The sequence below is a fragment of the Rhizobium sp. SU303 genome, assembly GCF_021052345.1.
GTDB lineage: Bacteria > Pseudomonadota > Alphaproteobacteria > Rhizobiales > Rhizobiaceae > Rhizobium > Rhizobium laguerreae.
This window is the reverse complement of the sequence record NZ_CP088095.1, coordinates 3,910,013-3,923,474: the sequence shown is the minus strand read 5'-3', so window position 1 is coordinate 3,923,474 and position 13,462 is coordinate 3,910,013. Positions and strand designations below refer to the sequence as shown.

The 13,462-nt window shown below is 61.2% G+C and carries 12 protein-coding genes and 1 pseudogene; 1 reads left to right on the top strand and 12 read right to left on the bottom strand.

Features of this window, described 5'->3' with window-relative positions; translation table 11 throughout:
- Positions 1-56 precede the first annotated feature (56 nt).
- Positions 57-1,052: a KpsF/GutQ family sugar-phosphate isomerase gene (locus RlegSU303_RS19475; RefSeq protein WP_131629289.1), complete on the top strand. Its 996-nt coding sequence runs from the start codon at positions 57-59 to the stop codon at positions 1,050-1,052.
- 29 nt (positions 1,053-1,081) lie between these two features.
- Here the strand turns inward: RlegSU303_RS19475 and RlegSU303_RS19470 are convergent, their stop codons facing one another.
- From RlegSU303_RS19470 to RlegSU303_RS19415, 12 genes and pseudogenes are all read right to left on the bottom strand, one after another.
- A complete protein-coding gene (locus tag RlegSU303_RS19470) occupies positions 1,082-1,537 on the bottom strand; it encodes an NfeD family protein (protein ID WP_131629288.1) in 456 nt (151 codons plus the stop codon).
- 3 nt (positions 1,538-1,540) lie between these two features.
- The gene (locus tag RlegSU303_RS19465; RefSeq protein WP_017962072.1) at positions 1,541-2,581 is read right to left on the bottom strand and encodes an SPFH domain-containing protein; all 1,041 of its coding nucleotides are present in this window, start codon (positions 2,579-2,581) and stop codon (positions 1,541-1,543) included.
- Positions 2,582-2,764: 183 nt separating this feature from the next.
- Entirely contained in the window at positions 2,765-3,799 is a 1,035-nt protein-coding gene (gene hemH / locus RlegSU303_RS19460) for a ferrochelatase (RefSeq protein WP_131621764.1), read from the bottom strand.
- 124 nt (positions 3,800-3,923) lie between these two features.
- Positions 3,924-5,924, bottom strand: coding sequence for a bifunctional metallophosphatase/5'-nucleotidase (locus RlegSU303_RS19455; RefSeq protein ID WP_131718827.1), 2,001 nt, complete (start codon positions 5,922-5,924; stop codon positions 3,924-3,926).
- A gap of 175 nt (positions 5,925-6,099) precedes the next feature.
- A pseudogene (locus tag RlegSU303_RS19450) lies at positions 6,100-6,327 on the bottom strand (hypothetical protein); the annotation flags it as partial.
- A gap of 33 nt (positions 6,328-6,360) precedes the next feature.
- On the bottom strand, positions 6,361-6,729 hold the full coding sequence (gene omp10, locus RlegSU303_RS19445) for an outer membrane lipoprotein Omp10 (RefSeq protein ID WP_025395995.1): 369 nt from the start codon (positions 6,727-6,729) through the stop codon (positions 6,361-6,363).
- A 171-nt stretch (positions 6,730-6,900) separates the two neighbouring features.
- On the bottom strand, positions 6,901-8,352 hold the full coding sequence (locus RlegSU303_RS19440; RefSeq protein ID WP_094087431.1) for a homospermidine synthase: 1,452 nt from the start codon (positions 8,350-8,352) through the stop codon (positions 6,901-6,903).
- Positions 8,353-8,549: 197 nt separating this feature from the next.
- Positions 8,550-8,915 (bottom strand): nuclear transport factor 2 family protein, encoded by a 366-nt coding sequence (locus RlegSU303_RS19435; RefSeq protein WP_017962067.1) that lies wholly within the window; start codon positions 8,913-8,915, stop codon positions 8,550-8,552.
- Positions 8,916-8,932: 17 nt separating this feature from the next.
- Entirely contained in the window at positions 8,933-9,217 is a 285-nt protein-coding gene (locus tag RlegSU303_RS19430) for a YciI family protein (RefSeq protein WP_017962066.1), read from the bottom strand.
- A 2-nt stretch (positions 9,218-9,219) separates the two neighbouring features.
- Positions 9,220-9,849 (bottom strand): aminotransferase class IV family protein, encoded by a 630-nt coding sequence (locus RlegSU303_RS19425; RefSeq protein WP_094087730.1) that lies wholly within the window; start codon positions 9,847-9,849, stop codon positions 9,220-9,222.
- Entirely contained in the window at positions 9,846-11,000 is a 1,155-nt protein-coding gene (locus tag RlegSU303_RS19420) for an aminodeoxychorismate synthase component I (protein WP_017962064.1), read from the bottom strand. The genes RlegSU303_RS19425 and RlegSU303_RS19420 overlap by 4 nt, the downstream gene beginning before the upstream one ends.
- 364 nt (positions 11,001-11,364) lie before the next feature.
- Positions 11,365-13,218: a M3 family oligoendopeptidase gene (locus RlegSU303_RS19415; RefSeq protein WP_131718828.1), complete on the bottom strand. Its 1,854-nt coding sequence runs from the start codon at positions 13,216-13,218 to the stop codon at positions 11,365-11,367.
- Positions 13,219-13,462 lie beyond the last annotated feature (244 nt).

Here is a 13,462-nt window from a genome sequence, read left to right as displayed (position 1 = left end):
GGCGGGCGAAAGAATGCGGGGTGGACTTGGAAAGTGAAAAGGTCTAACGCAATTTCATGAACAGAAGAGCGATCAACCTCGTTGAAAACAGCGTGCTCGAATCGGGAAAACGCACGATAGAGACCGAAAGACGCGGTCTTGAAGCGCTCGAACAGGCTTTTGACAATGGATTGGCCGGTCCTTTCACACGGGCCGTCGAAGTCATCGGCGACATCTCCGGCCGCGTGATCGTCACCGGCGTCGGCAAGAGCGGGCATATCGGCGCCAAGCTCGCCGCGACATTCGCGTCAACCGGGACGCCCGCCTTTTTCGTACATGCGGCGGAGGCCAATCACGGCGATCTCGGGATGATCGCGCGCGACGACGTCGTGCTGGCGATTTCCAAGGGCGGCGAGAGCGCCGAGCTCAAGAGCATCATTTCCTTCACGCGGCGCTTCTCCATTCCGCTGATCGCGATCACCTGCAGCGAAGGTTCCTCGCTCGCGGCCGCCGCCGATATCGTCCTTCTGATGCCGAACGAACAGGAGGCCTGCCCCAATGGGCTGGCGCCGACGACCTCGACGCTGATGCAGCTTGCGATTGGCGACGCTCTGGCGGTGGCGCTTTTGGAGGCGCGCGGCTTTACCGCCACGGATTTCCACGTCTTCCATCCCGGCGGCAAGCTGGGCGCGAGCCTGATGCATGTCGCCGATGTCATGCATACAGGCGAGCGGCTGCCGCTCGTTGCCACGGGTACACCGATGCCGGAGGCGATCACGGTGCTGTCGCGCAAGCACTTCGGCTGCGTCGGCGTGCTTGATGAGGATGGGCGGCTCTGCGGCATCGTCACCGAAGGCGACATGGCGCGCAACCTGACGCGCAATCTCTCTGAACTTGCCGTCGACGACATCATGACGAAGACGCCGAAGACGGTGAGGCCGACGGTGCTGGCGACCGCGGCCCTGGCTCTGCTCAACCAGCACCACATCGGCGCGCTGATCGTCATTGACGACGACCGCCGGCCGGTCGGGCTGGTGCATTTCCACGATCTGCTGCGGATCGGCGTCGCCTGACCAGCTTCGTCTGATCAGAATTATTTTGATCAGACGGGCTCGACCGTCAGGTCGCGGCCGTTGCTCGAAACCACTTTCACCTGTGTTCCGACGGGCAGGTCCGGTCCCATCACCTGCCATAGCGTGTCGTCGAGGCGGATGCGGCCACGACCTTCGCGGATCGGTTCGTGCAGCGTCGCCGTGCGGCCGACGAGGCTGGCGCCGCGCTGATTGAGAAAGGGCTCGTCAGTCGTCGCATTGCGCAGCGTCAGCCGGCGGCCCGCGAAGGTCGTGGCAACGGCGAGCAGCGCAAAAAGGACCGCCTGCAACTCCCACACCCAGAAGGCACTGTCCCAGAAGAGCAGCGACAGCGCGCCGACGATCAAGGCGGCAAGGCCGATCCAGACCAGAAAGAAGCCGGGAACGATCATTTCCGCGGCGAGCAGCACGAGGCCTGCGACCCACCAGCTCCACGGACCGAGTTCGGCTGCGATCTTCGCCAGCATGGCTTAGCGCTCCTGCTCGGGGTTGAAAGGATTAGGGGTCAACGGATTGATCGGCGGCGTCGAGCGCGCCGGAGCGGGACGCGGACGCGGCGGTACCGGCAGCGGCGTTGACGGGCTGTTGCCGGCATCGCCGAAGACTTCGCGGGCAATGGCGCCGATACCACCGAGCGAGCTCAGGATGGAAGAGGCTTCCATCGGCATCATCACGATCTTGGAATTGGGCGCCGAACCGATCGAGGTCAGCGCTTCGGTGTATTTCTGGGCGACGAAATAGTTGATCGCCTGGATGTCGCCGGCGGCGATCGCCTCGGAGACCATCTTCGTCGCCTTGGCTTCGGCCTCGGCCAGACGTTCGCGGGCTTCAGCGTTGCGGAAAGCGGCCTCGCGCTGGCCTTCGGCCTGCAGGATGGCGGATTGCTTGGCGCCTTCGGCCCTCAAGATCTGCGCGTTGCGCGAGCCTTCGGCTTCCAGCACCTGGGCGCGTTTCTCGCGCTCGGCTTTCATCTGGCGGGCCATCGCATCGACGAGGTCGCGCGGCGGCTGGATGTCCTTGATCTCGACGCGGGTGACCTTGATGCCCCAAGGATGCACGGCCTCGTCGACGACGCGCAGCAGCCGGTCGTTGATCGCATCGCGGTTGGAAAGTAGTTCATCCAGATCCATCGAACCCATGACCGAGCGGATGTTGGTCATGGTGAGATTGAGGATGGCGTTTTCGAGGTTGGAGACTTGATAGGCAGCCTGAGCGGCGTTCAGCACCTGATAGAAGGAAACGGCATCGGCCGAAACCGAGGCATTGTCCTTGGTGATCACCTCCTGGGTCGGCACGTTCAGCACCTGCTCCATCACGTTCAACTTGGCGCCGACGCGCTCGATGAAGGGGGTGATGAGGTTAAGGCCCGGCTCCAGCGTGCGGGTATAACGCCCGAAGCGCTCGATTGTATAGCGGTAGCCCTGCGGCACGGTCTTGATCCCGGCAAAGAGCACCAGGATGACGAAGATGACCAGCACGATCACGACGATGTCGAAGCCGCCGAACAGCATGAAGAATTCCTCCTATCGGCGCGTGCGCGCCTGCCCAACTGATGTGGTGGGGTAGCATGTTCTTTGCGAGGAAGAAATGCCACACGGATGCCACACATCCGCATGAGAGGGAGGTTTCATCTCGGTTGAGTTATTCGGGCCTTCGCCAGCTATCCGCGCGGCGCCGCTTGCTGAAAAAGTTTCTCAGATCCAGCCCTGCAATTCGCGGCGGACGACCTTTTCCAGCACCTTCATGCCGTCCTCGCCGTCGTTGAGGCAGGGAATATGCGCGAACTTCTCGCCGCCGTTCTCGTGGAAGGAATGGGCGGCCTGTTCGGCGATCTCCTCCAGCGTCTCCAGACAGTCGGAGACGAAGCCGGGATTGATGACGGCGATGCGCTTGACGCCGTCCTTTGCGAGCTTTTCCACGGTCTTGTCGGTATAGGGCTGCAGCCATTCCTCCGGCCCGAAGCGGGACTGGAAGGTGACCATGAAGTTTTCCTTGGTGAGCCCGAGCCGGTCGCGCAGCAGCCTGCCGGTCTTCTGGCATTGACAGTAGTAGGGATCGCCCTGCTTGAAATAGGACATCGGAATGCCGTGGAAGGAGGCGAGCAGCATCTCGGGCTTCCAGTCGAGGGTCGAAAGATGCTTTTCGACGGAGGTGGCGAGCGCTTCGATATAGGTCTCGTCGTCATGGTAGGCGGGAACGGTGCGCAGCGCCGGCTGCCAGCGCATCGAAAGCAGCTTCTGAAACGCTTTGTCGTTGACCGTGGCGGTGGTCGCCGCCGCATATTGCGGATAGAGCGGGAAGAGCACGATACGATCGCAGCCCTCTTCTTTCAGCGCCTCGATGCGCGAGGCGATCGACGGCGTGCCGTAGCGCATCGCCCAGTCGACCTTGACTTTGGCAAGATCCTTCAGGCGCTCTGCCATCAGGTCGGACTGGTTGCGCGTGTAGGTACGGAGATAACTTTCGTTCCTCTCCTTGTTCCAGATCAGCTCATAGGCCTTGCCGACCTTCTGCGGACGGGTGTTGAGCACGATGCCGAACAGGATCGGATACCACTTCCAGGGCGACCATTCGATGACGCGGCGATCGGTCAGGAATTCCCTGAGATAACGGCGCATCGAGGTATAATCGGTGCCGTCAGGCGTGCCGAGATTGACCAGCAGCACACCCACCTTACCAAATTTGACGGCCGGATGGTCGGCCGGGCGGAGTGAAATATCTGCTGTCATTCTGACCCCAACGTTCATTTGTCCCATCGGCTCATACGCAGCCCGGAGATCGTGGTTCACCCTATAGAAAGAAAAGCCGGCCCGGAAAACCCCGGACCGGCCAGTGGCATCGAGACAAATCGTCTTACTTGGCGGGGACCTGAATTTCCTCGCCGATCCTGAGATGGCGCGGGTTCGGGCTGCCATTGGCTTCCGAGAGTTTGCGCCATTCGGCGCCATCGCCATAGAAAGTTTCGGCCAGATCCCAGAACGTATCGCCGGCAACGATGACATGGGTCGATGGTGTTGCAGGTGCTGACGTTGCCGGAGCCGGTGCGGGCTCGGTCGAAGGCGCCGGTGTGGCGGGTGCCGGAGCCGGTTCTGCGGATGGGGCAGGTGCTGCCGGAGTCGGGCTGGGCTCTGCAGATGGGGCTGGAGCTGCAGGGGCCGGAGCTGCAGGGGCCGGAGCCGGCTCTGCAGACGGAGCGGGAGCAACGGGTGCAGCAGGCGCTGGCTCGGAAGCGGAGGGAGCAGGCGCTGCCTGCGCCAGTTCGGTGACGCGGCCGTCCGTGTAGGGCTTGTAGGGCGAATGTGCTGCGACATATTCGGCGGTCACGTCGGCAAGGTCCGGACCGTAATCGTAGGCGTTCTTGCCGTCCTTGAAGATCGAATAGCCATCGCCGCCGGCCCGCATGAAGTTATTGGTGGCGACTTTGTAGGTCTTGGCCGGGTCGATCGGAGCGAAGCTGTCGCCCTCCTTCACCTGGACATCGCTGACACGGCTGCCGACGGGCTTCGACTGATCAAACGAGAACTTCAGGCCGGCGACCTGCGGGAAGCGCCCGGCTCCCTGGTCGATCTGGCTGACACCATTTTCGAGCGCTTTGACGACATCTGCGCCGGTCGTCTCAAACGTCGCGAGCGTGTTCTGGAAAGGCAGGACGGTGATGACCTCACCCTGGGTGACCTCGCCGCCGTCGATCGAAGCGCGTAGGCCACCGCCGTTCTGGACGGCGATGGTGACGCCCTGGTTCTTGGTGCGATCGAGCATGGCGTCGGCCACCAGATTGCCCATCGAGCATTCCTTGACGCGGCAGACCTTGCGGTCGCCTTCGATCGGACTTTCGGAGGAGCCGATCACCTTCTTGCGCAGTTCCTCGATCGGCTTTGCCAGTTCGGCAATGCGGGCAATGACGGCGGGATCGGGCGTGAAGGCGGAGTCGATCAGGATCGGATCGCCCTTGGCATCCTTGACGACGCCGCTATCGTCGAAATTGACGACGAGATCGCCGAGATACTTGCTGTAGGAGGCAGCCTGGACGACCGGCACCTTGTAGCCGCCGGGATTGTCGACCATCGTCGGATAGGGGCCTTCTGCCTTCGGATCGGTATTCGAGAGCAGGCTGTGGGAATGGCCGCCGACGACGATGTCGACATCCGGGATCTTGGCGATTAGGGCGAGATCGCGGGGATAGCCGACATGGGTCAGCGCGAGGATCTTGTTGACGCCCTGGCCCTTCAGATCCTGAACGGCTGCCGTGATGGTCTGGACATCATCTTCAATCGTAACGTTCGGGCCGGGGGAGGAAAGCTCTGCCGTATCATTGGTGACGGCGCCGACGATGCCGATCTTCTGGCCGCCGACATCGAGCACCAGCGACGGTTTGATGCGGTCGCCGAGCTTGGAGGCGGCTGTCGCCTTGACGTTCGCCGTCACGACAGGGAACTGCACCTTGTCGAGGAAGGTCGCGAGCCCGTCCTCGCTGTCGTCGAATTCATGGTTGCCGACGGTCATGGCGTCGAACTTCATCAGGTTCAGGAATTCGGCTTCGGCTGCTCCCTTATAGGTCGTGTAAAAGAGCGAGCCCTGGAAATTGTCGCCGGCATTGAGGAGGACGATGTTCTTGCCGGATAGCGCCTGACGGCGCTGGTCGATCGTGGTCTTCAGGCGGGCAGCACCACCGAAGCATTCCTTCTTGCCTTCCTCCTCGGCCGAACAAGTGGAGTCGAACTTGTTGATCGATTCGATGCGCGAATGGAAATCGTTGATATGAAGAATATTGAGTTCGTAATCCGCAAAGGCGGCGCCCGCGCTCAGCGCCAGCATGGACGCGGTCAAAAGACCGAAGCTGAAAGACTTCGTCATCCCTGTTCTCCTGATTGAGGCGAAAGATCCCCCTGATCCTCGCCGATCCCTTTTATTATGCGCCGGGGCGGTTTCCCGGCCTGCGGATGTTCCATCAGACGATGCACGACCGCAAGAGAAAGCTGGGCCAGGTGCGGCGCTTTCCAAGGGGGCAGGGTAAAAAAGCCGGGTTGCTTTATTCCCGGCATTCGCCGTCGGCGGTGTTTCGATAGAGTTCGTGCACGGCCTCCGCAATATTCGGAACCGTGGCGAGCGCGATGATCAAGCAGAGAAGGGAAACGAGGCGATGAAAGCGCCGGCCGGCCCGATAGGCAAGGAGCGCGCCTGCACCATAGATCAGAACCGCCGGTACGACGAAGATCAGCACCTGCAGCGGCCCGTCGCAATCGGGAGCGGCGATGCCCGCATGGTGTGCTCTAGCCTATCGCCCCATCTCTCAGCCGCGGCGGGAAAGCGTGAACTGCGCGCCGGAATCGGAGGTGCAATTGAGCTGGCTCGGGTTGACGAGGGCGCAATTGACCTTGGACTGGGTCTTGCGCACCAGCGAGGTCATGTTGATCTCCACCAGGGTCGGTGAGGTATTGATATAGGTGCCCGAGGCAAGAAGCTGGTTGCTGTCGGTCGTGCGGGTGGTGAAAGTACCGCCTTGGAAGGTGGAAACGATGCCGTTCGGATCGCTCCAGTTGCCTTCGACACCGGTGGCGGCGGGCGAGGTTGCAACCGGCAAACGACGCGGCTCCGATGAAACGCAGGCGGCAAGAGCGGCCGCTGCACCGACAAGAACAAGACCAGTTCTGATTTTCATAAGGCTTCTCCCGGCGAATCGGCGCGGCGGACAGCCGCCAAGTTCGGGCAAAACATGGCGCGCGCCCGGCGCGAAGGCAAGCCTTGGAGGGGTGGCGGGCGCCAATTATACAGCCGGCGTTACAAAAATGCCCGCCTTGCGGCGGGCATTGTCAAAGCCGTGCAGGCGATCTCAGCGAACCAGAATGTTCCTGAACTGCCACGGATCCTTGGTGTCGATATCCTCCGGGAAGAGGCCCGGACGGCCGTCGAGCGGGGTCCAGTCGGTGTAGTGGCCTTCGACCGGGCCGAGATAAGGCATCTGCACTTCGAGGCAGCGCTTGTAATCGATCTCGTCGGCTTCGACGATGCCGGCATTCGGGTTTTCCAGCGCCCAGACCATGCCGGCGAGGACGGCGGATGTGACCTGCAGGCCGGTGGCGTTCTGGTAGGGCGCGATGCGGCGGGTTTCTTCCAGCGACAGGCGTGAGCCATACCAATAGGCATTCTTCTCATGGCCGTAGAGCAGGACGCCGAGTTCGTCGATGCCGTCCTCCAGCTCGTCCTCGTCGAGAACGTGATGGACCGGCTGCGGCGTGCCGCCATTGCCGAACATCTCATGCAGCGAGAGAACGGCGTCGTTGGCCGGGTGGTAGGCATAGTGGCAGGTCGGGCGGAAGGTCACTTCGCCGTCCTTGTCGCGGACCGTGAAAAAGTCGGCGATCGAGATCGACTCGTTGTGGGTGACGAGGAAGCCATATTGCGGACCAGGCGTCGGGCACCAGGTGCGCACGCGGGTGTTGGCGCCCGGCTGTTCCAGGTAGATTGCCGCCTTGTTGCCCTTCTTGTGCTTCTTGGCGTTCTTCGGCATCCATTCTTCATGTGTGCCCCAGCCGAGTTCGGCCGGCTGCAGGCCTTCAGAGATGAAGCCTTCGACGGACCAGGTGTTCCAGAAGACGTTGAGCGGCTTCGGATGCTTGGTGCGCTGGGTGTCGCGCTCGGCGATGTGGACGCCCTTTACCCCGAGCTTCTTCATCAGCTTTGCCCAGCCTTCGCGATCGTGCTGGTCCGGTTCCTCGAACTTGAGGCCGATGTCGTTGGCGAGGTTGACGAGCGCCTGCTTGACGAACCAGGAGACCATGCCGGGATTGGCGCCGCATGTGGAGACGGCGGTGGCGCCGCCCGGATTCTTCGCCTTTTCCTTGCGCATGGTTTCGCGCAGCGCATAGTTGGTGCGGTCGGCATTGCTCATGCTCTTGTCGAAATAGAAGCCGAGCCAAGGCTCGACGACGGTGTCGATATAGGGAACGTCGAGCTTGCGGCAGAGCTTGATGATGTCGAGCGAGGAGGTGTCGACCGAAAGGTTGACGCAGAAACCCTGGCCCTCGCCTTCCGTCAGCAGCGGCTTCAGCAGTTCCTTGTAATTGTCCTTGGTGACATATTCCTTGATGTGGCGAACGCCGTGCTTCTTCAGGATCTCCATGTCGGAGGGTTCTTCACGAGGGTCGATGACGACCATCCGGCTCTTGTCGAATTTGAAATGGCGCTCGATCAGAGGCAGGGTGCCGCGACCAATGGAGCCAAAGCCGATCATCACGATCGGACCGGTAATTTCGGCATATACCGGATAGTTCTGTTCCGTCATTCTTTTCTCCTGTGGAAGAGGACGAAGGCGTTCAGCCCGAAGAATTGTTTTGAAATTGCCGCAGAGAGTGCGAGGTGACCGGCTCTAACCATAAAACGGCGTCACAATAAAGAGCGTTGACGGGGAAAGGCCAAATATCGAGCGGCGATAGAGGCCGGCGAGGCCGTCCTGGGGATCGGCAGCCCGTCTGGATTGGCTTAACCGATGACGGTGCCCTGGTGGAAGAGCATACGCCAGTGCCCGTCCTCTTCCAGCCGCCAGATGGAACTGCGCAGCGTTCGCCTTTCGCTTCCGTCGGTGTCTGTGTAAATGGCGCGGTAGGTGACGAGCGCGATGTGCTCGGCAAGTCTTTGGGTTTCGAAATGCTCGCCGTGGGACGTTCCCGTCCGTTGTTCGGCCAAAAGACTGGGCACAATGACGTCGAAGGTATAGAGCCGTCCGGAACTGCCGATTTCACGGAAATCGCGCGAGAGCAGCGTAGTCAGCATCTCCCGCGAGGCGCGAACGGACGGGTCGAAGAGTTTTTCTTCGAGCTCTTTCAGATGGGCTGCGAGATCATCCATGATCGGCTCCTGCTAATTCAGCGCTTCAGGATTTCCAGTCCTTCGACCGCAGTCGTTACGGCAAGCTCGGTGATATCGTATTCGGCAACGCCATGGATGATGAAGGGATCGGCGGCGACATAGGTCTCGATTGCGGTGCGATCGCCGATTGCGAGGATGACGCCGCCGGTGCGCGGTACCTTGCGGCCTGAGGCGAGGAACCAGCCCTTGGCATAACCCTCCTTCACCCAGGCCATGTGCGGCTCCATGTGCCTGTCGGCTTCATCGTTGGGTTTCACATAGGTGAGCGAGAGAATGAACATGGTCAGCTCCTGACGAGGTTTGCGAGGATAAGACCGCGCAGCGAATTGCCGATATAAAGCGTGCCGGCATCGAGATCGGCAAGCGTGATACGGCCGACGCGGGCCTGTCGCCGGCAGATGAGTTCGGTGCGCAGCACGCCGGCGAGCAGGCCGCAGGAGATCGGCGGGGTGCGCAGGATGCCGGTTCCATCGTCCAGGAAGATCGAGGTGATGGTGCCCTCGCAGACTTCGCCGCACTCGTTCAAAAGCATGACTTCATCGGCTTCATCAGGCCTGTATTCGGCGCGCGCGGCCTCGTAGACGGCGCGGCGCGTGGTCTTGAGGCGCAGCAGTCTGTCGGCGGAATTTAGGCGGGTCTCGGCGAGGCGGACGGTCCAGATGGTATCGGGCGCCAGGGGCACGAAAGCGGCGCGCGTCACCTCGATCCGGCCTTGCGCGTCGAAGGTCAGGCGGATGCGCAGTGGACCGGCAGCACCCGCAACGGCTTCGTCGAGCTTGGCCGCCGCCTCGATCGGTTGTGGGAAGCCAAGGCGACGGGCGGAGCGGGAAAGCCGGGCGAGATGCAGCCGCAGCCGGATGAAGCCCTCGCCGGGCTGCCAGCGCAGCGTCTCGATCAACGAAAAATCGATCATCGCGCAATCCATTGGTCGCCGACAGCGAAGCGGGCCTTGAGCAGGCATTCCTCATATTCGGCCTCGGCGGTCGAATCGAAGACGATGCCGCCGCCGACATTGAAGACGGCCCTGCCGCCGTTAAAAAGCGTGATCGTGCGGATGGCGACGGAAAAACGCATGGCGCCGGTGGGTGAGATCATGCCGATCGCGCCGCAATAGGCGTCGCGCGGGATATCCTCGAGCGCGTGGAGGATTTCCATTGCCCGCATCTTCGGGGCGCCGGTGATCGAACCGCAGGGGAAGAGCGCGGAGAAGATGTCGCGGATCGAAAGATCGGGGCGGAGCCTTGCCTGGACATGGCTCACCATCTGGTGGACGGTCGGATAGGTCTCGATGTCGAAGAGCTTCGGAACGTCGAGCGTGCCGACCTCGGTAATGCGGGAGATATCGTTGCGCAGGAGATCGACGATCATGCGGTTTTCCGCCTGCGTCTTGATATCGCGGCGCATGGCCTTGATGATTTCGGCATCCTCGGCGGTGGTAGCGCCGCGTTTCGCCGTGCCCTTCATCGGATGGGTCTCGATCCAGCCCTCTTCATCGGTGCGGAAGAAAAGTTCGGGCGACCGCGAAAGGATGATCGGGCCGCCGAGATCGACCAGCGCGCCGTATTTGACCGGCTGGCGTTCGATCAGCGACCAGAAGGCGGCACGAGGATCGCCATTCCAGCGAGCCTCGACCGGCATGGTGAGGTTCGCCTGATAGGCGTCGCCGAGCCGCAGGTGCTGGTGGAGACGGTCGAAGCGCTCTTTATATATAGGGAAATCCCAGGCAGCTTTCGGAGCGGTGAGGAATTCCTCGTTTTCGATGCGCTGTTTTGGCTGGGCAAGCGGATGCGTATCGGCCTGCGGAGCGTCGAACACGCCGAAACAGATGAGCGGGGTCTCGCGATGTTCCCCGGCGAAGGGAGCAAGTTTTTCTTCGAAGAGGTATCCGGCCTCATAGGCCATGTAACCGGCAAGCCATTTGCCTGCGGCCTTGGCCTGCTCCATCCGGGCAAGGCCTGCAAAGAACTCGGCGCGCGTCCTGGCAACGATGATCTCCGCCGGCTCGGCAAAGAGCATCACCTGTCCGGTCACGTCGTCGCGGAAGAGAATGTAGGGGTCAGACATGGTTGCGCCGCATCTTGCCTGGTTATCCGATGCTTGCGACGGTTTTGTTCTCTGCAATGGCGGGCGATGCGAAGCTCGTGGTTTCGCTGCAGGCCGAGACCGCAGCAATACCCGCATCCCTCATTCCTGTGCTTGTCACAGGAATCCAGCCACGGCGCGTCCGCGCTGTGAATGACTGATTTCCGACAGATAAAAAGTCTCCGGCACCCAAGGACTTGGGCGCGCTAGATTCCTGTGACAAGCACAGGAATGAGGGAGAGGGGGCTGCCGTCATGGTTCCTCATAGACGTTGCAGAATGCGGTTGGTAAATCAAACCGTTACAATGCCGATCATGACCCCGCTTGTTTCAAGTCTTGGCCGGGCCTAGCCCTTATCCAACGCTTCCAGTTCGTCGATCAGTCCTTCGATCATCGACAGGCCCTGGCTCCAGAACGACGGATCGGTGGCGTCGAGGCCGAAAGGCTTCAGCAGTTCCGAGTGATGCTTGGTGCCGCCGGCCCTCAGCAGTTCGAAATACTTCTCCTGAAAGCCCTTCTCCGCCTTCTGGTAGACGGCATAGAGCGAATTCACCAGGCAATCGCCGAAGGCATAGGCGTAGACATAGAAGGGCGAGTGGATGAAGTGGGGGATATAGGCCCAATAGGTCTCGTATCCCTCGGAAATGCTGATCGCCGGCCCAAGGCTCTCCGACTGGACGGAGAGCCAGAGTTCGCCGATGTCGTCAGCTGTGAGTTCGCCAGCCTTGCGGGCGGTGTGCAGCTTGCGCTCGAATTCGTAGAAGGCGATCTGGCGCACGACCGTGTTGATCATGTCCTCGACCTTCTGGGCGAGCATCGCCTTACGCTCGCGCGTATCGGTGGTCTTTTGCAGAAGCGCGCGGAAGGTCAGCATCTCGCCGAAGACGGAAGCGGTTTCGGCAAGCGTCAGCGGCGTCTGGCACATCAGCGCCCCTTGCGCACCGGCGAGAACCTGATGCACGCCGTGCCCGAGTTCATGGGCAAGGGTCATCACATCGCGCGGCTTGCCCATATAATTGACGAGCACATAGGGATGGGCGGAGGGAACCGTCGGATGGGCGAAGGCGCCGGGCGCCTTGCCGGCACGGACCGGAGCATCGATCCACTGTTCGTCGAAGAAGCGCCTGGCGATATCAGCCATCTCGGGGGCAAAATTGCCATAGGCCGAAAGCACCGTGTCCTTCGCCTCCGGCCAGGAGATGATGGCGCTGGAGGTTTCCGGAAGCGGCGCGTTGCGGTCCCAGAAATTCATCTGCTCCATGCCGAGCCATTTCGCCTTCATCTTGTAATAGCGATGCGAAAGGCGGGGATAGGCTTCGCGGACGGCTGCGGCCAGCGCATCGACGACCTCGCGCTCGACGCGATTTGCTAGGTGGCGGCTGTCGGCGATGTCCTCGAAGCCGCGCCAGCGGTCGGCGATCTCCTTATCCTTGGCAAGCGTGTTGGTGATCAGCGTGAAGATGCGAATATTCGCCTTGAAGGTTTCGGCAAGCGCCATGGCTGCCTTGCGGCGCACTTCCGGATCCTTTTCCTGCAGCTTGTTCAGCGCGACTTCGAGCGGCACTTTCTCGCCATCGATGTCGTAGCGAAGTTCCGCCATGGTTTCGTCGAAGAGGCGGTTAAAGGCGGCGGCCGATGTCATCGACTTCTCGAGGAAGAGCTGTTCCAGCCTGTCGTCGAGCTGATAGGGCTTGTCCTTCCTGAGGTCGAGCAGCCAAGGGCGATAGTGTCCGGCGGCGGGATCATTCGCCATGCAGGCGTCGATCACCGCGTCGTCGATGCGGTTCAGTTCCAGCGCGAAGAACAGGAGATGGCCGGAAAATTCGGTGATCTTGGCCTGTACGTCGCCGTAGAGCTTGCCATTTATCGGATTGGTGGTGTCGGAGAAATAAGTGAGGCCGGCAAAGGAGCCGAGACGGCCGATGATGTCGTCCAGCGCCTCATATTCCTTCAACGCCGCGCCGATGCCCTCAACGCCGGTCTTCGTTGCGGCCTCAGTGAGTGTGCCCTTCCACTTTTCTTCAAAGGCGATCGCTGCCTTGCCGGCCTTTTCCATGTCGGCGACGAAGGCGGTGGAGGTAGCGGAGGGATAAAGATCCTGCAGCTTCCAGACCGGCAGATCGCCGAGCGCCGCATCGGCGGCCCCAGCTGGCACTGCTGCCGATAAAAGAAGGCCGGCATGCGGGAGCTTGATTTTCATGGGCGCAATTCCTCTCCACTTTCATAACAGTCTGCTTGTCTACCGCATCGGCCCGAAAATCGGAATCGATTTTCGGAAGCACGATGCGTAGGTTCAAAGTGTTACAGCGTCCTTTGCGCGCCTGAAAAGACGGCGGCGCTGTAAGCGCGGGAAGGCCCGGCATCAAGGGGCTTTCGGCGCATGAAAGGCCTCGCTTCGGCACGAAAACGACGCGTGGCAATCGTTAAAATGCAATTGTTTCTCA